Consider the following 23,093-nt stretch of genomic DNA (forward strand, 5'->3'; position numbering starts at 1 on the left):
CTCGACGGGATTGCCCTGCGCGCGCGAGCTACGAACCATCAGCGTAAACGGGAAATGGGGATCGGCGGCGGCGCCTTCATCGCTGGCATGCTGCTCTGGTCGTTTCTGCCCGGCGTGATCGCTAGGTCTCTACCGGTAAGCTGGCATGTGCCGGATTGGATCGCGGCGCGGACGTTAGGGATCGACGATGCGGCCATTCGTCAATGTCGGGACGTCCATTCTGCGGTCGACGATTGAGTGGTGAAAGAACAGATTTCCTCGCCGGTAATGACGTCGCTTTGCGCAAAGGCAAATGTCCTAAGACTTCCTCCGCATGACCGCTTTGCGCCATCTCGGCTATTGAACTGACATCAAGTTGATCTCAGAACCTGCCTTTCGTTGCCTGTTTGCGGACGATTTAGGTGAACTCGTGCCGATCAAAAAAAGCAGGTGTAATGAGGAAGTGTGCTCGACGCTGTAACTGACTTTTTTCTCCGCAACGCAACATGTGCAGACGTAGTGGAGTGAACGCCAATTTTAGCGAAATCTGTCAATACATAAATGTGGGCCAACCGATCTGATTCAAAAATTGCTCGATTAGGTCGAACAGGGAAATGGCGCATTGTGGGGAGCAACCGATCGCTGCATAGAGTTGTATTGCGGCCACGAAATGGCGTCAGGGTTAATGAACGGATCATATGGCAAAGGCGCGACTTATCAGTTCCGACATTCGCATCACTCCTGTCATTCTGGCGGGTGGGTCAGGCACGCGTCTATGGCCGTTGTCCCGCAAATCCTATCCGAAACAATTCGTGCCGCTAGTCGGCGAAACCACCCTTTTTCAGGCCGTAGCTCGCCGGTTGTCAGGTAAGACGGAATATTTCACCTTCGCACGGCCGATGGTGCTGACCAATGCATCATTCCGCTTCATCATCGCCGAGCAGCTAACGCAGGAAGGCATCGATCCTGATGCCATCTTGATCGAACCGGAAGGTCGCAATACGGCGCCAGCCATATTGGCCGCCGCGCTGCATCTGGCGGCGCGTCAGCCCGACGCCATCATGCTGGTAGCGCCTTCCGACCATGTTGTACCTGATGTAGCTGCCTTTCAGGACGCCGTGGGCAAGGGGTTGGCTGCCATAGAAGGAAACAATCTGGTCACTTTCGGCATACAGCCAACCAGAGCGGAAACCGGCTATGGCTATTTGCAGATCGCTGATCGACCGGACGGGTCAGGACGGCCGATCATCCTGAAAAGCTTTGTCGAAAAACCGGATGCTGCTCGTGCGGAAGAGATGCTGGCAACTGGTAATTATCTTTGGAATGCTGGGATTTTCCTGTTCGCGGTCAAGGACATCATTGCCGCATTCGAGCGCCACGCCCCCACAATGTTGGAAACCGTACGGCTTGCGGTAGAGCAGGCCGATGCCGATCTGGGCTTCCTGCGCCTGGCGGCCGAGCCATGGAGCAGAGCCGACAATGTGGCGATCGACGTCGCTATAATGGAAAAAGCCGAGAATTTGTCTGTCGTCCCCTATGATGCAGGATGGTCGGACCTTGGGGACTGGGACGCGGTGTGGAGCCATATGCAGCCCGACGAACAGGGCGTGGCTATGTCGGGCGCCGCGACGGCACTGGATTGCCGGAATTCACTGTTGCGATCCGAAAGTGACGGGTTGGAAATCATAGGCTTGGGCCTCGACAATATCGTCGCGGTCGCGATGAACGATGCGGTCTTGATTGCTGACAAGTCCCGCACCCAGGACGTAAAGCAAGTGGTCGAAGCACTGCAACGCAAGGGCGCGGTCCAGGCCGAAACCTTCCCCAAGGATCATCGCCCCTGGGGCTGGCACGAAAGCCTGCTCATCGGCGGGCGCTTTCAGGTCAAGCGCATCACCGTGCTGCCCGGCGCGTCGCTCAGCCTCCAAAGCCATTTCCACAGGTCGGAACATTGGATTATCGTGGAGGGGACAGCCAAGGTTACGCTGGACGGCAACATGTCGGTGCTGACGGAAAATCAGTCTATTTATATCCCGGTCGGCGCGCAGCACCGGATCGAAAATCCGGGCCGCATCCCCATGGTCTTCATCGAAGTGCAGACCGGGCCCTATGTCGGGGAAGATGACATCATCCGTTATGAGGATCACTATGCGCGGGCATGACCATGGCCCCCGGATCTGATAACAGACCGTGATGAACGACCTGACGGCCTACTATCCTTTCATCGCCAGGGGAGCGAGCGCGGAGTTGTTCGATATCGGCAATGGGCAGGCGCTCAAGCTGTTCCGCGACAGCGTGTCGGATGAGATGATCGCGCGCGAGGCCGAGGCATCCATCCATGCCGGTGCCTGCGGCGTGCCGACTGCAGCGGCGATCGGGCGGCAGGCATGGGACGGGCGGCGGGGCATCGTCTATCCCCGGCTCGAAGGCGGGACGGTGATGGACTGGATCCGCCGCAATCCGATGCGCGCTGGATGGGCGCTGGACCGGATGGGCGACATCCATGCCGCCATGCACCAGGTCGGGGGCAGGGGGCTGCGGCCGTTGAAACAGGTGCTGGCGACCGACATCGCCTATGGTCCTGCGCCCGACGCGCTGCAACGCGCGGCCATCGCCTATCTCGATATGCTACCGGAGGAAGAGGCGCTGACCCATGGCGATTTTCATCTGGGCAATGTAATGATGACACCGCAGGGGATGATGGTGATCGACTGGTCGAAGGCAGCAGCGGGGCATCCGGCGGCCGACGCAGTGCGATCGGAAATGCTGATGCGCTTTGGCATCGGGCCGACCGACTGGGTGACGAACCTGTGGCGCGATTGGGCGATGGGGCGTTTGCGCAAAAGCTATCTGGGGTCGAATGACGTGTCGACGCACGACATGGAGCGATGGCGGCCTGTCGTCGCGCTGGCTTGGCTGCGTGCCCGCGACGCCGGGCGGACGCCCGCCTTCATGCGCTATCTGGACCGTGCGCTGGAGCAAGCCAAGTTGCCGACTTTGCGCTGATGCAAATCAGGCCAGCTTTTCCAGCACCGCCAGGCTTTGCCAGAAGGCTGGGTGGTGGCTGTCGTCCTGCCCGTCGGTGAAGCGCGGCGCGGCAAAACCTGCATCGCGGGAGAAACGGCGGATCCAGTCGCGGTGCAGAAAGGCGTCCAGATGCTCGGCGGGGTGGCCTGTGCTTAAATGCTCCAAATTGGCGTTCCACACCCGGTCATGTTCCGTCTCCTCCAGTTCGAGGAAGGAGAAGATCATTTTGCCGCCGGGCTTCAACGCGCGAAAGGCATCAACGGTGTAGAGATTGGATTCACCGGGATAGAAATGGGTGAAGACCGACCAGTGAAAAACCATGTCCAGCGATGCGTCGGGCGCGACGATCCGAGGCGTGACGTTGAGAAGGACATCATAGTCCGCACATTGCCGGGCCAGTTCGTCGATCAGTTCCTGGACGACGTCCGCGCCAGTATACCGGCCCTGCCATCCGGCGCGTTTCAGCGCCTGCGCCGTGCGGCCGCAACCACAGCCCAGATCATAACGGTCATGCCATCGGCCAGACCATGATGGCGCAGCACCGCGACATGACCGTCGCCGATCGACACAAAGTCTGCCATCGTCGGCGCGCCGATCGCTTGCGCCAGCGCAAGCTGCGGATCGTCCGGCAGGGATTTCAGCTTGGTGCGCACAAGTGCTTGATAATCGTGAACGCAATGGCTTTGCAGCGTCTTTGCAGACGACCGCTTCCTGCGAAGCAAGCGAGGCAGCCTGATCATCAAAGTCTCCATGCGATATTGGGCTGCAATTGCACCATGATGGAAAGTTATTGCAGTCGCTGCCAGGGTTGTTGTCAATCCAACCCAAACAGATCCCGCGTGAAGATCTTGTCCGATACATCCTCTATATCCGCAGTCATGCGGTTGGCGATGATGACGTCGCATTCCTGCTTGAAGGCACCAAGATCGCGCACCACCCGCGACCCGAAAAACGCCTCTTCCTGCATCGCTGGTTCGTAAATCACGACCTCTATCCCCTTGGCCTTGATCCGCTTCATGATACCCTGGATCGAAGACTGGCGGAAATTGTCGGACCCCGCTTTCATCACCAGGCGGAAGACGCCGACCTTCTTCGGGCGCTTCGCGATGATCTGGTCGGCCAGGAAGTCCTTGCGCGTATGGTTGGCCTCCACGATCGCACGGATCAGGTTTTGCGGCACTTCGGAATAGTTGGCGAGTAGCTGTTTGGTATCCTTGGGCAGGCAATAGCCGCCATAGCCGAAGCTAGGATTATTATAATGGGCGCCGATGCGCGGGTCGAGGCCGACGCCCGTTATGATCTGGCGCGAGTCCATCTCGTGGGCGATGGCGTAGCTGTCCAGTTCGTTGAAGAAGGCGACCCGCATGGCCAGGTAAGTGTTAGCGAACAGCTTGATCGCTTCGGCCTCGCTGGGGTCGGTGAAGAGGATCTCCGCATCCTTCTTGACCGCGCCCTGCAACAGCAGGTCGGCAAAGATGCGCGCCCGGTCCGATCTTTCGCCCACGATGATGCGAGAGGGGTGGAGGTTATCCTGCAACGCCTGACCTTCGCGCAGAAATTCCGGGCTGAAAATGACCTGATCGGTGCCGAGGCGGCGGCGGACATCCTGCACAAAGCCGACCGGGATGGTCGACTTGATTACGATCGTCGCTTGGGGATTGGCCGCCTTGGCGGTCTGGATCACGGTTTCGACCGAGGAGGTGTCAAACTTGTTGGTGCCGACATCATAATTGGTCGGCGTCGCGACGATCACATAATCGGCGCCGGCGAGGGCCTGTAGCGGGTCGAGCGTGGCGGTAAGGTCGAGGGGGCGGGTGGCGAGGAAGTCTTCCAGTTCGGTATCGACAATCGGCGACTGGCGCGCGTTGAGCATGTCAACCCGCGCCGCCGTGATATCGACCGCGACCACTTCATTATGCTGGGCCAGCAATACGGCATTGGACAGGCCGACATAGCCAAGTCCGAAAACGGCGATCTTCATTCTTCCTTGTCCCCCGCACGGCGTCAAAGCGATGCTGGTCTGTCCCCGACGAGACATCCATCATGCCACTTCATCCGCTCTGCGTCGGACGCGATCGACTTACAACCGTTCATCAGGCGAGACACAAGCGCAATTTCTCCTTCTTTAAGACAAATATGTGATGAAGGACAATCTGGCGTAGCTCACCCTGCCGCCGATCGTTGCGGAAGCACCGCCGTATGTCCACATGCGCTTTCTGGAGTTTTCGCGGCCAATATCCGCAGCCCGGATACGCGGCGCGCCTATGCCAAGGCGGCACGCGATTTCCTGAGCTGGTGCCATGATCATGGCGTGCGCAACCTGGCGGACATCGCGCCGATCCATGACGTCGCGTGGATCGAGCCTTTAAGCCAATCGCTCGCGGCCTCAAGCGTGAAGCAGCGTCTGGCCGCGATCCGCCATCTGTTTGACTGGCTCGTCACTCGGCAGGTGATCGCGACTAACCCGCCGCCAGCATGCGCGGCCCAGCGCGCAGTGCGCGGACCGGGGCGAACGCCGGTGCTGGAAGCGCAGGAAGCGCGGGCCTTGCTGGCCGCGATCGATATATCGACGTCGGCGGAGCTGCGCGACCGTGCGGTGATCGGCCTGATGATCTACAGTTTTGCTCGCGTCGGGGCGGCGCTGGCGATGAAGCGGGAGGATGTGTTCGTGCAGGGACGGCGGCTATGGCTGCGTTTGCATGAGAACGGCGGCAAGCGGCATGAGATGCCCTGTCATCATGGCTTGGAGGACTATCTACTCGCTTATATAGAAGTGTACGAGTGGAGCGAGGGTAGGGGGCCGCTGTTCCACACCATCGATCATAGTCGTCGAATGTTGAGCAATCCGGCGCTGCTTCAGGCTGAAGCCCATGCCATGGTCCGCCGTCGCGCGCTGGCCGCAGGGATCGAGACACAGATCGGCAATCACAGTTTTCGCGCGACCGGGATTACCACTTATCTCAGGAATGGCAGGACGCTGGAAAATGCCGCCGCCATGGCCAATCAGCTCAACACGCACGACGCAGCTTTATGACCGGCGGCGCGACGATATCAGCCTGGCCAAATTGGAGCGGGTGCGGGTTTAAAGGGCGAAGACACCAGCATCCCTATCCTGCCATCGATCTTGCCTCTTTATGAAACAGCAAGAGCGCGGAACGGCAAAGCTGCCGAAGCTTGCTATGGCCTCAAATGAAGTTTATATATGCCTCAACTGAGGCAAGATCATCATGGCGATACAATTTCAATCGGTAGAGGCTCTGCTGGGCGTGAAGGCCGGGATTCACGCGTCGCGTCTGGCGCTGCCCGCCTCGATCGAGAGCGGGTTGCCGGTGGCGGCGCTCGACCATCTGGCCGACAGTGTGGCGCCGGGCGATGCGCGCTTCAAATTCCGCCTGATCCCCAAGGCGACGCTGGAACGGCGGCGCAAATCCGCCACCAAGCGGCTAACGAGCGAGGAGGGCGATCGTCTGGCGCGCTTGGCCAAGGTGTTCAGCTTCGCGCTCGACATTTATAAGGAGCCGGAGCGCGCCCGCGCATTTCTGGGCCGCCCGCACTCGATGCTGGACGGCAAAGCGCCGCTCGACGTCGCGCTGGCGACCAGTCCGGGCGCGGATCTGGTCATAAACCTGCTCGGCCGCGCCGCTTATGGCGGGGGCGTGTGACGGGCGGGCGGACCAACCGGACATTGACGGCCTATCGCATCGGCGACCCCGATGGCGTCATCCCATCTATGGCAGCGAAGGGGCGCGGCTTTATCCGGGGCGGTGGAATATGCCGGCCAGTCCGATCATCTATACGTCGGAACATTATTCGACGGCGATGCTGGAAAAGCTGGTTCATGCGAGCAGCGTGCTGCCGCCCAACCAGCATCATATCCGCATCACTATTCCCAATGGGACCAGCTACGAAATCTTCCAGACCGCCGCCCATCCGGGATGGGACGGGCAGGATGAGGGGCTGTGCAAGGCGTTCGGGCAGGCATGGTGTGAGGAGCGGCGCAGCGCGATATTATTGGTGCCGTCGATGGTGGCAAGGGTGGAGCGGAATATCCTGATCAACCCGCTGCACCCGGATGCCGCAGGGATAACCCACGAATTGCCGGAACCGGTTTGGTGGGACGAGCGGCTTTATGGGTAAATAGCCTAAGGCCATGAATTACCGATCAAGAACAAATTTTTACAGTATTTGTATATAGACAATTATTTTAGACGCCCATAGCACAACCCATATTAATATGGGGGTGTCATGATTGTCAGGGGGATTTCGTCGCGTGGACGGCGTGTACGTGTGCTTACATTGCAGACGAGTGCCATGCTGGGCGCGTTGTTGGTGGCCGAACCTGCTTTTGCAGCCTGTACGCCCGATCCCACCATCGCCAATGCGAACACCAATTGCACGGACACCGATAGCGACGGGCTGACCGTCAACAGCGCGAATAGCCGCGTCGTGGTTGCACAGGGAGCAACGGTACGCCCCGGCAATACCGCGGCCGCGATCCTTTCCCGCTCGACGAACGCCAGCTTCGACGTCCGAGGACTGGTTGATGGCGGTGCAGCCAAGGCCGGGTTGTTCGTCACGACAGGACCGGCCACGACCGTGCCTTGTGATCCCTACGCCGGGGCTTCGCCGATTTATTGCATTCCGGGCAGCAGCGTGATGACCTATCCGTCCGGCAATGCCACGATATCGGTGATGGCGGGTGGCACGCTGACCGGCGCGCAGGGCCTGTTGATCCGGCGCGATGCCAGCAGCGCCAACGGATCTGTCAACGTGTCGCTGGACAATGGCGGGACAATCACCGGCACCGCTGGCCCCGCCATCATCGCAGACCAGATGGGGCAGGGCGCGATAGGGATAACGAACAGAACAACAGGCCTGATCGGCGGCATTGCAGGCCGTCTGTCCTATATCACCAACAGTGGCACGGTAGATGGGGGCAGCAATGCCGCGATCGCCACGACATTGCAGGGCCTGTCCGTAACCAATATGGGACGGATCGTTTCGAACGGTGCGGCGGCGACATTGAACGGCCCGGCCAGCCTGTCGATCAACAATGCCGCCAACGGCGTGATCGGCGGCAGCGCGACCGCAATCCAGACGTCGGGTGCATTATGGCTGACCAATTTGGGAACGATCAATGGATCGGTCGTGTCGACGGCGGGAAGCGGGCAAGGAAGCACGATCGACGCACGCGGCGGCGGCATCAACGGCGACCTGCTGTTGGGCGCTGGTAACGACAATCTGCGCGCGCGTTACGATGTGGCGACGGGGCGGGTCAGTTCCATCAGCGGCCGGATCGACGGCGGTGGCGGGATCGATACGATCACGCTGGGGGTGGATACCAGCGCGATATTCAGGCAGGTCGTGTTGCCGACCAATTTCGAGCGGCTCGGCCTTGATTTGTCCAACAATGCTGTGGTGACGCTGGCGTCCGGCTTTACCACGGACATGGCCCTTCAGATCGGCGGGGCCGGAACGGTCGTCAACCAGGCGGCGCTGGTCGTCAGTGGCCCCGCCATCACCACCGGCCTGACCACTGGCCTTTTGACGTTCGACAATCAGGGGTCGATCCTTTCCACCGTAAGCGGCAGCAGCATCTATGCGGTGAGCGGACAGACCGTGGTGAACAGCGGGAGCATCACCGCCAATGGCGGGTCGGGTGTGACCGTCAGTTCCGCTCTCTCTAACAGCGGATCGATCCGATCGACCGGCGCCATCGGCGCCTATTTGCAGGGCTATGCCGTTTCAACCAATAGCGGCACGATCGCAGGTGGGGCCACCGGTCTCGTCCAGTGGAGCGGTACCTTCAACAATAGCGGCGTCATCACCGGCGGCACCAACGGCATCACGCTGTCGGGCGGGCAGCTCACCAACACCGGCACGATCACTGGCGGCACCAACAGCGCGGCCATAAGCGGCGGCACATTGCTGAACGGCGCGACGGGTCGGATCATCAACGGCATTACCAGCAGCGGCGGACGCGCGATCATCGCCAATGCCGGGCAGATTATTGGCGCGGTCAATTTGACGCCGCCACCCGGCTATTACGATGGCAGCGACGATATTTTCGTTGACAATGGCGGCAGCGTGAGCGGAGCAATCCTGCTGGGCGGCGGCGACGACCAGTTGATCGTGGCTCTGGACAACGCCGCTTCGCGGCCACTGGCAGGCGCAGCGGGCGGCGTGGATGCCGGCGCCGGCCGGGACACCATCCGTTATCGGGTCAAGACGGATGCCAGCGCGGCGCTGGCGCTGCAAAGCAGCTTCGAGGCGCTGGCCTATGAACTGTCCAACGACGCGAAACTGGCGCTGAACGCCGCTGCGCCGATCGTCACGACCATCGGCCTGGCAGGCAGCGGCACGGTTACGCTGAACGGCACCATGTCGATCGCCGACCGCAACCTCATTGACGCGACGATCCTGACGACCGACCAGCTGACCGGCGCAGGCAGCGGCCCGGCACGCGCGCTGACCATCGTCAATGACGGTAGGCTGACGCTGAACGGCACGGCGCAGAACAATAATTATCAACAGCTTGCCGCCATCTATGCGGGGGCGGCCGACATCACCAACAATGGCGCCATCGCCGTCACCAACGCGGTGGGGCGTTATTCTACCGCCGCCGCCATTTTCGGCGGGACGACCATAACCAATAACGGCGCCATCAGCCTGATCGGCAATGGCACCGCCATCAGCGGCGCGCGTGACATCGTCAATAGCGGCACCATCACCGATGTCGCCGGATCGAACGCCACCGGCATCACCGGCTTCGCCACGCTGGGCAATAGCGGGACGATCCGAGTGGATGGTGTGGCTGTCCAGTCGAGTTATTATGCGACGACCAGCATGATTAACAGCGGCACGATCGAAAGCCGCAAGGCAACCGCGGTCATGTTGGGTTTTGGCAGCCAGCTGACAAACGAAGCCACGGGTATGATCCGCGGCGCGACCGCCATCGACCTGACAAGCGGCGGAACGATCACCAACCGGGGAACGATCGCGGGCAATGTGGCCGCTTCGCCCTATAGCTATGGTTCGTTCGTCTATATTGCCGATGGTGGCACGCTGACCGGCAATCTGACCTTCGGTCAGGGGTTCGACCTGTTCATCCAGACCGGCGACAGCCATGGCGTGACCGGGACGATCGACGGCGGCGCGGGATTCGACATTTTCGGCTATTCGCGCAAGGCCAGCGGCACGATCACGCTGGGCAACCGGCCAGGCATCAATTTCGAGGCGGATTATGTCGAGGCGCTTGGCGCTGACACCAGCATTACCCTGGCGGCGGCGGACCGCATCGACAACGACCTTTATTTTCGGGGCGACGGCACCATCGTCAACGATGCGACGATCGATGGCGCGGTGTTGACTTACCTGCCCATCTCAGCCTCCGGCGTGGGAACCGCCATGCCATTGGCGGCCCTGAACAACCGAGGAACGATTCTGCGCGGGGTGAATGGCGACATCCGGTCATTCATGAACAGCGGAACAGTCGGCAGCACGACGCTGGCGACCAGCGCCGTATCGCAATGGCTCTCATCAGGCGCATTGCTATTCGACAATAGCGGAACGATCGCATCCTCCGGTGTCGTCAGCGCCGTCAGCCTGGGCGGCCAGGACCTGTCCGGTGTTTCCGCCACCAATAGCGGGGCGATCGACGGCGGGATGCTGATCAGTGTAGCCTTCGCGCAGCAGGCGGAACCGTCCAGGCTAGCCATCAACAATCGCGGCAAGATCAGCAACGCGAACGGTACAGCCCTGGTCGTCAGCAGCGGCAGCTCCTATTATCCGGCTATCACGAATGGCGCGGCGGCGGTCGCCCTGACCAATGGCGGTACGATCAGTGCGTTCGGGGATGCGGGCGTCGGCGTTTCGCTTCAGATGCTCGGCAGTGCAGCGTCGACCTATGTCGTCAACAATCGCGGCACCATCCGTGCGAGCGGCGACGGCGTCACAGGAACCTACAGCTATTACAGCTTTCCGGGCTATGTTTATACCACGGCACCCGTGACCGACCTGACCACGGCGCTCAGCATTCAGACCGCCAATGGCGTGACCGGGACGATTGCCAATGCCGGAACGATCGAGGCGAGCGGGGCGAAATCGGTCGCGTTGCTGGTGTCTGGAACGGGCCTTGACCTGACCAACAGCGGCACGATCCGGGGTGGCGGCGACACGCTGCTGGCGGCCAATGACCTGCTGGCCCGCTCGATCGGCTTGACCACCGTGGCAGGCGTGATCCAGACAATCGGCACCGCCGATGACCGGATCGTCAATATCGGCACGATCATCGGGTCCATCGACCTAGGCCGGGGCAATGACCGCATCGAAAATTACGGTCGGATCGAAGGCCATGTGCGGCTCGGCGCGGGGGACGACATCTTCCTTCAGGCGGCCGACGCCTTACTGATCGGCACGGTCGACGGCGGCGAAGGCACCGATAGCCTGATCGTCGACGCGACGCGGGGCGGGGCGGTCAATGGTGACCAGTTCGTCAATTTCGAACGCTTCAGCCAGATCGGCGATGGCAGCGTCGCCTATTCCGGTACCTTCCGTTTTAACACGATCGGCCTGTCGGGAGGCACCGTCACGGTGGCGGCGGGCCAGACGCTGTCCAGCGCGGGCGCGACCACGATCGCGGGCGGGGCTGCCGCCGAAACGGTGATCAATGCAGGCACCATCGCGGGCCATGTCGACCTGGGCGCGGGCAATGATCGCGTCGTCAACAGCGGCACCATCGGTGGCGCGGTCCTGCTGGGCGCGGGCGACGACCAGTTTGTCGAGATGGCGGGCAGCAGCGTCGCAGGCGGCGTCGATGGCGGGACGGGCAACGACCTCTATACCGTAATGCTGGCGGGGAACCGCAGCGGAATCGGCCAGCGCACCGGCTTCGAACGACTTTCGGTCGAGGGCGATGGCACGTTGGCGCTGACGCTGGATCAGAATTTCGAGGCGATCGCGCTGGCGGGCACCGGGCTCAACCTGACGCTGAACAGCTTTGCCGCTGGCGTCGTAACCGGAACGGACGCCGCCGAGACGCTGAGGGTCGATGGCGACGTTACGGTGGCGTTGATGGGCGCGGGCGACGATGTGGTGTCGCTTGGCACCAGGCTGGCGACCGGCCTCTATGCGGGCGGCGCGGGCGCGGACATGCTGCGCTTCACAGCCAATGCGCCCGTCACGCTGGCGGGCATGGCGACCGGCTTCGAAAGCGTCGCGCTGACAGGCGGCGCGCTAACAATCACAGGCACGCTGGGCGTCCCCAATGAACGGATTGGCTTTGGCGATGGCGCGCAGTCGGTGACCATCGCCAGAGGCGGCATGATTGCGGGGATCATCGATCTGGGCGGCGGCGACGACAGTTTCCGGCTGTCTGCGGGCGCAACGCTGGCAGGCACCGTCAGCGGCGGTTCGGGCACCGACACCGCCATATTGGAACTGGAGGGCGACCATATGCTGGGCGCCGGCCTGTTCACCGATTTCGAGATATTGGGGAGCGAAGGCAGCGGCACGCTGACGCTGACCGGGACCCATGCCTATCAGCGCGTCGCCGCCAATACTGGCGTGACGGTCGCGGCGGGCGCATCGCTGGACGCGCGGGTGACATTCGGCGCGGGTGACAACCGCTTCACCATAAATGGGGCATTTGCCGGGTCGGTCGATGGCGGTGGGGGTAACGACGTCATCCAGCTGTCGGGCGGCAGCAGCGCCGCGCCAGTCGCCTTCGCCAATGTCGCCAATGTCGAGGCGCTGGCGATGAGCGGTGGTTTCGCCACAGTGTCGGGCAGCGCCGCCTTCGGTACTATCGACCTGTCGGGCGGCCGCCTGGTTGGCTTCGCCGGATCGACGATCCGCGCGAGCCGGATCGCCGTGCGATCGGGCGCCACCTTCGGATCGACAGGCACCGTCAACGGCGATATCGCCGTTTCGGGTATCCTCAGTCCCGGTGCTTCGCCGGGCGTGATGACGGTCAACGGCAATGTCGCGCTGGCCAGCGGATCGACGTCCCTGTTCGAAATCACGCCGACCATCGCCGACCAGTTGCTGGTCAACGGCAACGTCACGATCGCATCGGGTTCGACGCTACGCATCGTCGCGGAAGGGCAGGTTCGCCCAGGCACATCTTATGACCTGATCGTGGCAAGTGGCGGAATTATCGGCAGCTACACGACGATCGACAAGGCGGCGTCTCTGTTCGGCTACGTCGTTCAGCGCGCCGACCGCATCCAGCTGCACGGCCAGTTCCTGGACAATGCGGCGTTCAGCCCGCAAGTGTCTCGCAGTATCGCCTATGCCAACACGGCCATTCAGGCGCAGCGCGCGACCAGTGCGCTGTTCGCGGCGTTGCCGTCGCTGTTGCTGGCGAACGGGGCGTCCGATCCGCACGCCTTTGCCCGCCTGACACCCGAACCCTATGCGTCCGTGACGCAGCTGGGCGTGGATCAGGCGCTGGCGCTGGTCGACACCGCGCGCGGTCCCGGCTTTGCCGCCACCGATGGCGACGATGTCCATGGCTTCACCTTCGGACAGGCCATGGGGCAGCGGCACCGATTAAGCGGCAACGAGGGGGCAGGGACATCCGCCACGCAGACACTTGGCTATGGCCTGATCGGCGGGATCGGGATCGGCAATCACGACTGGTCGATCGGCGCGTTCGGGGGCTATCTCGACAGCCGCCAGCGGATCGGTGCGTTGGACGCGTCCAATCGCACCGACGGCTTCGTCGCGGGTGTGCATGGGCGTTATGCAGCGAACGGGTTGCAGGTCTCCGCATCTGCGCTCTTCGACGGTGGGGAAGCGCGCACAAGGCGGGCGCTGCCCAATGGCGACACGGCCTTAGCCCGCTATGATCTGCGCAGCTGGGTCGGCGACTTGTCGGTCGGCTATGCCATGTCCACCGGCGGCGACTGGGCGCTGACGCCCAGGGTCGGCGTTACTTATGTCCGCACCATCCGCGATCGCGCAACCGAGACAGGCAGCCTATTCGGGTTGACCGTCGCGCGGGACCGACATGACGCGCTCTTTGGCAATGCGAGTTTCCGCTTCGCCCGCGCCGATGGTTCGGATGCGGCGTTCCGCCCCTATGTCGGCCTTGGCCTGCGCGCCCAGTATAAGGGGCGGACGCCGACCGCCATCGGCGGCTATGCAGGCGCGCCGTTGGCACTGGTTGCCAAAGGCGCACAGCGGGCTTCCGTGGTCGGCACCGTATCGGCAGGCCTCTCCTATCGCGTGAACAGCGGGCTTGAGCTGTTTTCGGCCATCGATGCACAGACCGGCAGCGACGATCATCGCGAGAGTGTAATGAGCGGACTTCGGTTGCGGTTTTGAACGGATGGCCTGTCTGGCGACGGACGCGTTGTTCACAAAGATTCGGAGATAAAGAACAACCGACCGTTACCTGATTGCATGATATGCCCACCCGCAAGCAAAGGGAGAGATATGACCCAATCCGTTTCCATCGCCGACGTGATGGCGCAATCGGGCGTTGCGTTCGGCACCAGTGGCGCGCGTGGCCTTGTGAGCGCGATGACGGATCGGGTCTGCTTCGCCTATACCGCCGCCTTCCTGAAACATCTGGCTAATATCGGCCAGTTTGCGTCCGGCGCCCATGTGGCGATCGCGGGCGATCTGCGCCCGTCTAGTCCGCGCATCATGGCGGCCTGTGCCGCAGCAGTGCGGCATATGGGGGGAGAGGTCGATTATTGTGGGTTCGTGCCTTCGCCCGCCGTGGCGGCCCATGGGTTCGCGCGGGGCATCCCGTCGTTGATGGTGACGGGCAGCCACATTCCCGACGACCGCAATGGCATCAAATTCAACCGGACCGATGGCGAGGTACTGAAGCCTGACGAACTGGCGATCCGAGCGCAGAGCGTGGATTTGCCTGACCTGTTCGATGAAGATGGGATGCTGGCGAAAGCCGCGCTTGTGGAACCGCTGGTGGATGTCTCTACCGCCTATATCGCGCGCTATGTCGATGCCTTTGGAGTTCAGGCGCTGGCAGGCCTGACGCTGGGCGTCTACGAACATTCGGCGGTCGGGCGCGACATATTGGTTGCACTGGTCGAGGCGCTGGGGGGCAAGGCCGTGTCGCTGGGCCGATCCGATCGCTTCATCCCCGTGGATACCGAGGCGGTTCGGCCGGAGGATCAGATGCTGGCGCGACAATGGGCGACAGAGCTGGGGCTGGACGCGATCCTGTCGACCGACGGGGATAGCGACCGGCCGTTGCTGGCCGACGAGAATGGCGTCTGGATGCGCGGCGACGTGCTGGGCATATTAAGCGCGAGGGCATTGAGCATCGCGGCGATCGCCATGCCGGTCAGCTGCAACAGCGCGGTCGAGCTGTCGGGGCTGTTCGCGGCCGTGCGGCGGACGCGGATCGGGTCGCCCTTCGTGATCGAGGCGATGAATGCGCTGGTCGCCGAATGGCAGGCGAGCGTGTGCGGCTATGAGGCCAACGGTGGTTTCCTGCTGGCGACAGCGGTCGAAGTCGAAGGGCGAACATTGGGCGCATTGCCGACGCGGGACGCGGTTCTGCCGATCCTGTCGGTGCTGGTCGATGCGCGCCGCCGTGACGTGACGCTATCGGCGTTGCAGGCGCAATTGCCCGAACGTTATACGTTCAGCGAGCGGTTGCAGAACTATCCCACGGCGCAGAGCCAGGCGCTGATCGCGCATCTGGAGCAGGGCGAGACGGCTGCGATACTAGCGCGGCTGACGGCCATGTTCGGGGAACTGGCGGGCGAGGCGGACGGGATCGACCGGACCGACGGGCTGCGCATCCATTTTGCTGGCGGCGACATCATCCACCTGCGGCCGAGCGGCAATGCCCCGGAACTGCGTTGCTATACCGAGAGCGACAGTGTGAAGCGGGCGACGACGCTCAATGCGCAGACATTGCAGTTGGTACGGGATTATCGCGTGCCAACCTGATCGAGAAGCGGGCTGATCCGATAATGAAACAGCGAGTTGGACAGATGTGACGCGTTAGCGTGATCGCAAAATATTGATATGTAATGAGTTTTTCGCATCCTGTTGGGGATGAACGCGAACTTTCTTATTTTATTTTGTAATCGGTAGCTTGCGATTAACCTTGCTTGTGTCGAGGTGGCACATAACGGCCAATATCCGTCATGCCAGCGCAGGCTGGCATCTCACTTCTTTTGGCGATGCGCTTGAAAGAAAAGAGAGATCCCAGCGTTCGCTGGGATGACGGAAAAAGTGTGCCGGCCGCTCCCACCCATTCCGGCCATTGCATCCCCCTACGCAGGGACAGCGGGTCAGGCCACCATCATCCCGGTCAGCGGGGGATGGCGAGCAAGGCGGAGACTGGTCCTGCCGCCAGGGTGAAGGCGCAGTTGCCCTTTAGCAGCAGGCAGTCGCCCTTTTCCCAGGTCAGGCCATTGACCGTGCCAGCGCCACTCAAAGGCGTGAACCATAGGGCCTTGCCTTCCGGCACGCTGACGCTATGGTCTTCGCTCCAGTGGACGAGGTCGAGCGAGAAGGGCGCTTCATCGTCGCCGATCAGCCGGGTTTCTCTGCCCAGCGGCGCCTGTGTCAGGGCGCGGTCATAGGGGACCAGGCGGCTGACCGCGACGCCGTCTTCCAGATGCAGTTCGCGCGGGCGGCCATAATCATAGAGGCGATAGGTGACGTCGGCATTCTGCTGAATTTCCGCCAGCGTAATGCCCGCGCCGATAGCGTGGACGGTGCCAGCAGGGATGAAATAGCAGTCGCCAGGCTTTACCGGCTTCCAGTCGATCCATTGTTCCAGCGATCCGTCCTGCGCGGCGGCGCGGAACTGGTCCGGGGTCATGGCAGCGGTGAGGCCGATGCCCAGCGTCGCACCCGGCTCGCAGTCGAGAATATACCAGATTTCTTCCTTGCCGTGCAGGACACCCCTGTCCGCGGCCTGAGCGTCATTCGGATGCACCTGGATCGACAGCCGTTCGCTGGTGAAGATATATTTGACCAGCAGCGGCAGGTCGCGCCCATCGGCGCTTTCAAACCAGACCTCCCCGATCTGCCGCCCTGCACTGGCGGGGAAGATCGGGGGAAGGTCGGTCCGGCCCCACGGCTTTTCGACATAATGGGGGGAAAGCTTTAGTGTCAGCATCCGGCCTTAACCATCCTTGCAGGGCAAGGTTCAATCCTGTGCCTCAGCCTTCGGTCAATATAGCGCGTAGATAGCGGCCATAATCGGACTTGCCCAGCTTGACGATCGCCTTTTCCAGCCCGGTTGCATCGATGAAGCCCTGACGGAAAGCGATTTCTTCAGGCGCTGCGATCTTGAAGCCCTGACGTTTCTCGAGCACGCGCACGAACTCGGCGGCGTCGAGCAGGCTGTCTGGCGTACCGGTGTCGAGCCAAGCATAGCCGCGGCCCATGATTTCCACATTCAGTTCGCCGCGTTCCAGATAGACGCGGTTGACGTCGGTGATTTCCAGTTCGCCGCGCGCCGAGGGTTTCATATTCGCCGCGATATCCACAACCTGCGCGTCGTAGAAATAGAGGCCGGTGACGGCCCAGTTGGATTTGGGTTGTTCCGGCTTCTCCTCGATCGTCAGCGCCTTCATATCGTCATCGAAGCTGACCACGCCATAGCGTTCGGGATCGTTGACATGATAGGCGAAAACGCTGGCGCCGCTGCTGCGCGACGAGGCGCTGTCGAGGATTTCGGGCAGGCCATGGCCATGATAGATATTGTCGCCCAGGATCAGCGCGGAGGGCTGGCCCGCGACGAAATCCGCGCCGATGATATAGGCCTGCGCAAGGCCGTCGGGGCTGGGCTGCTCTGCATAGTCGATGCTCATCCCCCAGGCGGAACCGTCGCCCAGCAGCGACTGGAAGGCAGGCAGGTCGCGCGGGGTGGAGATGATCAGCACTTCGCGGATACCCGCGTGCATCAGCGTGCTCAGGGGATAATAGATCATCGGCTTGTCATAAACCGGCATGAGTTGCTTCGACGTCGACAGCGTCATCGGATAGAGGCGCGTACCGCTGCCCCCGGCGAGAATGATACCCTTCATAATCTCTAGTCCCCGAAAATCAGTTTTTAGCAGGTTGCAGGCGGTCCATCACTTCGTCCAGCGATGTGCGCCATTCCGGTAGCGTCACGCCATGGACGCGGGCGATGTCGCTGCAATCGAGGCGGGAATTGGCAGGCCGCGTGGCAGGTGTGGGATAATCGGCGGTGCCGATAGGCCGCACCGATGCCGTCGGGCCACCCCGCGCCGCAGAGGCCGCGAAGATCGCCTGCGCGAAATCCGCCCAGCTGGCTTCGCCCGGCGCGGTCATGTGGAAAACGCCGCGTAGCTCAGGGCTACCATTGGCTGCCAAATTGGTAGCCACTTGAATGATGCCGTCGGCGATCGCCAGCGCACTGGTCGGATTGCCGACCTGATCGCCCACCACGCCCAGTTCGTCGCGGTCGGTGGCGAGACGCAGCATAGTCTTGACGAAATTTCCGCCGAACGGGCTGTAGACCCAGGCCACGCGCAAAACCGCGCTATTGTCGTGGCCGTCCAGTACCGCCCGTTCGCCCGCCAGCTTCGACGCCCCATAGACGCCGGTCGGGCCGGTCGGATCGCTTTCCACATAGGGGCGGTCGAGCGTCCCGTCGAACACATAGTCGGTCGAAATGTGGATGAGCGGCACGCCCAGCGCCTTTGCCGCCTGTGCCACCGCAGCGGGACCAGCGCCGTTCACGGCATAAGCGAGATCGCGCTCACCCTCCGCCTTGTCCACCGCGGTGTAGGCCGCGGCCGACACGATGACATCGGGCGTAGCGGCTTCCAGCGCGCGCACGACCGACGCCGGGTCAACCAGATCGAGATCGGGACGGCCGATCGCGATCACCTCATGCCCGGCGGAGGAGCCCCGTTCGATGAGGCTGGTGACGACCTGCCCCGCCGTGCCGGTGACGGCAATCTTCATGCAGGCACCTTGGCGGCAGATTTATCCAGGCCGAGGCGCTGGCCGTCATATTGTTCGCGCAGCGGCTGCCACCACCATTCATTGTCCAGATACCAGCGCACGGTCTTTTCGACGCCGCTGTCGAAATTCTCCTGCGCCTTCCAGCCCAGTTCATCTTCCAGACGGGTCGCGTCGATCGCATAGCGGGCGTCATGGCCAGGACGGTCGGTGACATATTCGATCAGGTCGGCACGCGGGCTGTCGGTCGGGACCAATTCATCCAACACGGCGCAGATGCGCAGCACCACGTCGATATTCTTGCGCTCGTTGCGGCCACCGACATTGTAGGTTTCGCCCGGTTCGCCCCGTTCGATTATGATGTCCAGCGCGCGCGCATGATCGTCGACATAGAGCCAGTCGCGGATATTCTCGCCCTTGCCATAGACCGGCAGTTTCCGGCCCGCGAGCGCGTTGAGGATCGTCAGCGGGATCAGCTTCTCGGGGAAGTGGTACGGCCCGTAATTGTTCGAGCAGTTGGACACCACCACTGGCAGGCCATAGGTGCGCTGCCATGCCTTGGCGAGGTGGTCGGACGCGGCCTTCGACGCCGAATAGGGCGAGGAGGGGTCGTAGGGCGTGGTTTCCTCGAACAGCCCTTCGTCGTCCAGCGAACCATAGACTTCGTCGGTAGAGACGTGGAGGAAGCGGAACGCCGCCTTCGCGTCGCCTTCCAGGCCGTTCCAGTAAGCACGCGCGGCCTCCAGCAGGGTAAAGCTGCCGACCACGTTGGTCTGGATGAAGTCGGCCGCGCCGGTGATCGAGCGGTCGACATGGCTTTCGGCGGCCAGATGCATGATGCGGTCAGGTTTGAAGTCCGCGATCGCCGCATCCATCGCCGCGCGGTCGCAGATATTGGCATGCAGAAACTGGTGGGTGTTCTTGCCCTCGACTTCCTTGAGCGAGGCTTCGCAGCCCGCATAGGTCAGCGCGTCGATGGTGAGGACGTCATAGCCCTTTTCTAGCACCAGATAGCGGACGAGGGCAGAGCCGATGAAGCCGGCGCCGCCGGTAACGATTACGCGCATTGGTTAGTTGCTCCATCTGAAATAGGCGGGAAGGTCGGCCAGGAGCGGCTGCTTGCGGTCCTTGGCGGAAAGGGTTTCGGCGTCGGCGACATCGGGCCACACGATGCCAATCGCCGGATCGTCCCAGGCAAGACCCTTGTCGCATTCGACGCTGTAATAGCTGCCGGTCACCTTGTAGCAGATGACGGTATCGGGTTCGAGTGAGCAGAAGCCATGCGCGAATCCGGGCGGCACCCACAGTTGCTTGCCGTCTTCGGGGGTCAGCGTTTCGCCGACCCACTGGCCATAGGTAGGCGATCCGGCGCGGATGTCGACGGCGACGTCGAACAAAGCGCCAGCAGTGCAGCGCACCAGTTTGCCCTGCACATGGGGTTCGCTCTGGAAATGCAGGCCGCGGATCGTGCCGACCCGCGCGCTGCGGGATTCGTTATCCTGCACGAAACTGTAGTCGCCGATATGTTTGGCGAACAGGTCGGCGCGGAAGGTTTCCGCGAAATAGCCCCGTTCATCGCCGATATGGCGAGGGATCAGGAGCGTGACACCGGCAATATCGTAGGTCTGAACTTCCATATATTCTCCTGAAAAGTGCGACCCTGTTTTGATCAGTTGTTGCTGTTCTGGATCACCGACACCGCGCTCGTCACGGTCAGGACCGGTGAGAAGAGCTGGCTAATGAGTTGAACGAGCTTGCTGGGCTGGTTGGCTGCAGCATTACCGAAATAAAGGACGTCCTTGTCCTGCATCACGAACTTCTGCGCCAGGAAATAGGAACCGGTCTGCATCATGTTGAGATGATAGACCTGTGGCACCTCCTTGCCCTCGGCATCCTTGGCGTAGCGGAACAGGAAGATGGCCGCAGGATCGCCCAGATTGGGATTGGTGCCGCCGGCGGTCGCTACGGCCTCTGCCAGCGAGACGAAGGAACGATGGAAAGGCACCAGCTCCACGCGGCCCGATGCACCGAGAATCGAATATGTACGGGGGTCATCTACCAACATCAGACGGTCGCCAGGCCGAATGCGGAAGTCAAGCGCCGAATTATCAACGAGATCGTTGATACGGACATCGACGGTTGTGTCCCCCCGCATGATCCGAGCCATCAAATCTTTGGAATTGCCGCGATAGCCGCCGGCCAGAGCGATGACATCGGACAGGCTCTCACGATTGGTCTGAAGAACAAGGCGTCCCGGCTTGGCCACTTCGCCACCGATGATGATCGAGTTTGTGATAGCTTGGCTTAAAGTGACAATTACCTGGGGGTTCTGCGAAAGTCGGCGCAGGGAGTTCCGAATGCTCGTTTCGATCTCTCTGGTGGTAAGACCAGCGGCACGTATCTTTCCTGCATAGGGAATGCGGATATCACCCAAATCGTCGACGCGCGTGGGAGGCAGCTTTTGAACCTGGACGCCTGGCGCCGAAAGCTGGCCAGTAGCAGAGGACGCCGTTTCGTTGCTGAACAGTGCAACGCCAGCTTCGTATATGTTGATTTCAAGAATGTCTCCCGCGCCGATCATGTCAGTTGGCGCGGGCGCGGACTGGGACAAGAGAGATGCAGGCAACGCGATTCCCGTCGCCACCGGGACGTCTGTCGCCTTCTGGATTTCCACTATCTGAATGGCCGAACCATTCTGGGGGGCTGTAGCAGACTTTTCAATCTGCCTGCCTGTAGGGCCGCTAGAAGGCAGTGTGGCACAGCCAGCAACCCCTGCGAACAACGCCAAATATATGATATTCTTAATTTTCATCGATGAGGGTCTCGAAAGGCAATCGCTGATCAGCGACACGCCTTAGCATCGCGATCGGAGAATGGGCAATAGTTCCTCTCAAACACGCACTATCGCAGGCTGCTTGGCCTTGCGCCTTTTGCCATGTTGGCCTAGCGCAGGGATCGTTCGACTAGCTCAAGGCGCTGCACAATCTTATGAACGTCAATCAATCGTTTCCCTATGAGGCCGATGCTTCGGCAAAGCGTTTGGCTCTGGCTCATTGGGTGAAAAAGCGGCGCTGGTTCCTGCTGACCGTCGTGTTGCCAACTTTGTTGACGGCGCTCTATTATGGCCTGATCGCGTCCGATATATATGTTTCAGAGTCTCGCTTCATCATCAAAAGCCCAGATCAGAAGCGGTCCCAAGTGTCGACACTGGCCAATCTGGTGCAGACCACGGGCCTATCGGGTGGACAAGAGCAAACTCATGAAGTGCTGACTTTCGTACGCTCGCGCGATGCGTTGACAGCGCTGGAGAAAAGCGTCGATATCCGCGACAAATTTTCAACGTCGCAGGCCGATTTCTTCAGCCGCTTTCCCCTGCCACTCTCGGACAATAGCTTCGAAAGCCTGTTCAAATATTATGGCAAACGGGTCGAAGCCCGCCTCGACAGCGAGAGCAACACGGCGATCATAAAAGTTGAGGCATTCACACCGCAGGATGCCTATATCATCAACCGGAAATTGCTTGATCTGAGCGAGGCGCTGGTCAACCAGCTTAACCGCCGTGCCCAGAGCAAGGGCATCATCGAAGCGCAAAAACAAGTCGAACTCGCAACACAACGCGCCAAGGCGGCCCGCATCGCGCTGGCCCAATATCGCAACGACCAAGCGCTGATTGATCCAGGCAAGCAGGCGGGAGGCGTTCTTGAAATCGCCAACACGATGATTGGCGAGCGCGCGGCGTTGCAGGCGCAACTTGACCTGATGCAGCGCGTCGCGCCCGGCAACCCTTCAATCCCGGCACTGCGCAACCGGATTAATGCCATTTCCGTGCAAATTGCCTCACAAGACAGCCGGGTGGTTGGCAACGGCAACGGTATCGCATCCAAACTTGGCGGCTATGAGAACCTGGAGGTTGAGCAGGAGTTCGCCGCCCAGAGCATGACCGCTGCCAACGCTTCGCTGGTCCAGGCCCACGCCGAAGCCCAGCGCCAGCAATATTATCTTGAACGCGTCGTCGACCCCAACATCCCCGACGTCCCGCTGCTACCTAAAAGGTTCATCAGTGTCCTAGTTGTATTTGCGGCCGCTGGCTGCCTCTACTTTATCGCATGGATGTTCCTGGTCGGCGTTCTTGAGCACGCTTCGGAAGATTGACA

General features: G+C 61.4%; 16 protein-coding genes and 2 pseudogenes. 9 read left to right on the top strand and 9 right to left on the bottom strand.

The genetic code is table 11. The annotated features are described in order from the left end of the window. From AC07UX_RS20530 to AC07UX_RS20540, 3 genes and pseudogenes are all read left to right on the top strand, one after another. Positions 1 to 237 (top strand): annotated as a pseudogene (locus tag AC07UX_RS20530) (hypothetical protein); the annotation flags it as partial. 440 nt (positions 238 to 677) lie between these two features. Beyond that, entirely contained in the window at positions 678 to 2,141 is a 1,464-nt protein-coding gene (locus tag AC07UX_RS20535) for a mannose-1-phosphate guanylyltransferase/mannose-6-phosphate isomerase (RefSeq protein WP_495193820.1), read from the top strand. Positions 2,142 to 2,172: 31 nt separating this feature from the next. Then, positions 2,173 to 2,985: an aminoglycoside phosphotransferase family protein gene (locus tag AC07UX_RS20540; protein WP_495193821.1), complete on the top strand. Its 813-nt coding sequence runs from the start codon at positions 2,173 to 2,175 to the stop codon at positions 2,983 to 2,985. Between the two features lie 6 nt (positions 2,986 to 2,991). Here the strand turns inward: AC07UX_RS20540 and AC07UX_RS20545 are convergent, their stop codons facing one another. From AC07UX_RS20545 to AC07UX_RS20555, 3 genes are all read right to left on the bottom strand, one after another. Then, positions 2,992 to 3,504, bottom strand: coding sequence for a class I SAM-dependent methyltransferase (locus tag AC07UX_RS20545; protein WP_495193838.1), 513 nt, complete (start codon positions 3,502 to 3,504; stop codon positions 2,992 to 2,994). Next, complete coding sequence (locus AC07UX_RS20550) at positions 3,468 to 3,746, bottom strand: hypothetical protein (protein ID WP_495193839.1); 279 nt, start codon at positions 3,744 to 3,746, stop codon at positions 3,468 to 3,470. Before AC07UX_RS20550 ends, AC07UX_RS20545 begins: the two co-directional genes overlap by 37 nt. 74 nt (positions 3,747 to 3,820) lie before the next feature. Further along, entirely contained in the window at positions 3,821 to 4,987 is a 1,167-nt protein-coding gene (locus AC07UX_RS20555) for a nucleotide sugar dehydrogenase (protein WP_495193822.1), read from the bottom strand. Positions 4,988 to 5,213: 226 nt separating this feature from the next. Here AC07UX_RS20555 and AC07UX_RS20560 point away from each other — a divergent pair. The 5 genes and pseudogenes from AC07UX_RS20560 to AC07UX_RS20580 all read left to right on the top strand — a co-directional run bounded on the left by AC07UX_RS20560 (position 5,214) and on the right by AC07UX_RS20580 (position 15,939). After that, positions 5,214 to 6,092, top strand: a pseudogene (locus AC07UX_RS20560) (tyrosine-type recombinase/integrase). 141 nt (positions 6,093 to 6,233) lie between these two features. Beyond that, positions 6,234 to 6,668 (top strand): Xre family toxin-antitoxin system antitoxin, encoded by a 435-nt coding sequence (locus AC07UX_RS20565; RefSeq protein WP_495193823.1) that lies wholly within the window; start codon positions 6,234 to 6,236, stop codon positions 6,666 to 6,668. Further along, positions 6,652 to 7,143: an RES family NAD+ phosphorylase gene (locus AC07UX_RS20570; RefSeq protein ID WP_495193824.1), complete on the top strand. Its 492-nt coding sequence runs from the start codon at positions 6,652 to 6,654 to the stop codon at positions 7,141 to 7,143. The genes AC07UX_RS20565 and AC07UX_RS20570 overlap by 17 nt, the downstream gene beginning before the upstream one ends. A gap of 159 nt (positions 7,144 to 7,302) precedes the next feature. Continuing rightward, a complete protein-coding gene (locus tag AC07UX_RS20575) occupies positions 7,303 to 14,334 on the top strand; it encodes an autotransporter outer membrane beta-barrel domain-containing protein (RefSeq protein WP_495193825.1) in 7,032 nt (2,343 codons plus the stop codon). Between the two features lie 111 nt (positions 14,335 to 14,445). Continuing rightward, positions 14,446 to 15,939, top strand: coding sequence for a phosphomannomutase (locus AC07UX_RS20580; protein ID WP_495193826.1), 1,494 nt, complete (start codon positions 14,446 to 14,448; stop codon positions 15,937 to 15,939). Between the two features lie 367 nt (positions 15,940 to 16,306). Here AC07UX_RS20580 and AC07UX_RS20585 read toward each other — a convergent pair whose 3' ends face one another. The 6 genes from AC07UX_RS20585 to AC07UX_RS20610 are packed head-to-tail and all read right to left on the bottom strand — an operon-like array spanning position 16,307 to position 21,790. Then, positions 16,307 to 17,122, bottom strand: a complete 816-nt coding sequence (locus AC07UX_RS20585; RefSeq protein ID WP_495193827.1) for a type I phosphomannose isomerase catalytic subunit — start codon at positions 17,120 to 17,122, stop codon at positions 16,307 to 16,309. 43 nt (positions 17,123 to 17,165) lie between these two features. Continuing rightward, on the bottom strand, positions 17,166 to 18,035 hold the full coding sequence (rfbA, locus tag AC07UX_RS20590) for a glucose-1-phosphate thymidylyltransferase RfbA (protein WP_495193828.1): 870 nt from the start codon (positions 18,033 to 18,035) through the stop codon (positions 17,166 to 17,168). 19 nt (positions 18,036 to 18,054) lie between these two features. Beyond that, positions 18,055 to 18,942, bottom strand: coding sequence for a dTDP-4-dehydrorhamnose reductase (gene rfbD, locus AC07UX_RS20595; protein ID WP_495193829.1), 888 nt, complete (start codon positions 18,940 to 18,942; stop codon positions 18,055 to 18,057). Continuing rightward, positions 18,939 to 20,006: a dTDP-glucose 4,6-dehydratase gene (gene rfbB, locus AC07UX_RS20600; RefSeq protein WP_495193830.1), complete on the bottom strand. Its 1,068-nt coding sequence runs from the start codon at positions 20,004 to 20,006 to the stop codon at positions 18,939 to 18,941. Before rfbB ends, rfbD begins: the two co-directional genes overlap by 4 nt. A 3-nt stretch (positions 20,007 to 20,009) precedes the next feature. After that, positions 20,010 to 20,576 carry a dTDP-4-dehydrorhamnose 3,5-epimerase gene (gene rfbC, locus AC07UX_RS20605; RefSeq protein WP_495193831.1) on the bottom strand — a complete coding sequence of 189 codons (567 nt, stop codon included), beginning with the start codon at positions 20,574 to 20,576 and terminating at the stop codon, positions 20,010 to 20,012. A 32-nt stretch (positions 20,577 to 20,608) separates the two neighbouring features. Then, the gene (locus AC07UX_RS20610; protein ID WP_495193832.1) at positions 20,609 to 21,790 is read right to left on the bottom strand and encodes a polysaccharide biosynthesis/export family protein; all 1,182 of its coding nucleotides are present in this window, start codon (positions 21,788 to 21,790) and stop codon (positions 20,609 to 20,611) included. 137 nt (positions 21,791 to 21,927) lie between these two features. On the opposite strand from AC07UX_RS20610, the gene AC07UX_RS20615 reads away from it, so the two are divergent. Beyond that, entirely contained in the window at positions 21,928 to 23,091 is a 1,164-nt protein-coding gene (locus AC07UX_RS20615; protein ID WP_495193833.1) for a KpsE/RkpR family capsule polysaccharide export protein, read from the top strand. Positions 23,092 to 23,093: the final 2 nt, after the last annotated feature.

It is taken from the genome of Sphingobium sp. GW821-FHT02B05, assembly GCF_059421905.1.

What these genes read in the sequence shown, in the direction of transcription:
- AC07UX_RS20585 (WP_495193827.1), bottom strand. Translation starts at nt 17,122, where the DNA reads ATGCTGACACTAAAGCTTTCCCCCCATTATGTCGAAAAGCCGTGGGGC.
- AC07UX_RS20570 (WP_495193824.1), top strand. Translation starts at nt 6,652, where the DNA reads ATGGCGGGGGCGTGTGACGGGCGGGCGGACCAACCGGACATTGACGGC.
- AC07UX_RS20540 (WP_495193821.1), top strand. Translation starts at nt 2,173, where the DNA reads ATGAACGACCTGACGGCCTACTATCCTTTCATCGCCAGGGGAGCGAGC.
- rfbB (WP_495193830.1), bottom strand. Translation starts at nt 20,006, where the DNA reads ATGCGCGTAATCGTTACCGGCGGCGCCGGCTTCATCGGCTCTGCCCTC.
- AC07UX_RS20555 (WP_495193822.1), bottom strand. Translation starts at nt 4,987, where the DNA reads ATGAAGATCGCCGTTTTCGGACTTGGCTATGTCGGCCTGTCCAATGCC.
- AC07UX_RS20535 (WP_495193820.1), top strand. Translation starts at nt 678, where the DNA reads ATGGCAAAGGCGCGACTTATCAGTTCCGACATTCGCATCACTCCTGTC.
- AC07UX_RS20615 (WP_495193833.1), top strand. Translation starts at nt 21,928, where the DNA reads ATGAACGTCAATCAATCGTTTCCCTATGAGGCCGATGCTTCGGCAAAG.
- AC07UX_RS20550 (WP_495193839.1), bottom strand. Translation starts at nt 3,746, where the DNA reads ATGATCAGGCTGCCTCGCTTGCTTCGCAGGAAGCGGTCGTCTGCAAAG.
- rfbC (WP_495193831.1), bottom strand. Translation starts at nt 20,576, where the DNA reads ATGGAAGTTCAGACCTACGATATTGCCGGTGTCACGCTCCTGATCCCT.
- AC07UX_RS20580 (WP_495193826.1), top strand. Translation starts at nt 14,446, where the DNA reads ATGACCCAATCCGTTTCCATCGCCGACGTGATGGCGCAATCGGGCGTT.
- rfbA (WP_495193828.1), bottom strand. Translation starts at nt 18,035, where the DNA reads ATGAAGGGTATCATTCTCGCCGGGGGCAGCGGTACGCGCCTCTATCCG.
- rfbD (WP_495193829.1), bottom strand. Translation starts at nt 18,942, where the DNA reads ATGAAGATTGCCGTCACCGGCACGGCGGGGCAGGTCGTCACCAGCCTC.
- AC07UX_RS20565 (WP_495193823.1), top strand. Translation starts at nt 6,234, where the DNA reads ATGGCGATACAATTTCAATCGGTAGAGGCTCTGCTGGGCGTGAAGGCC.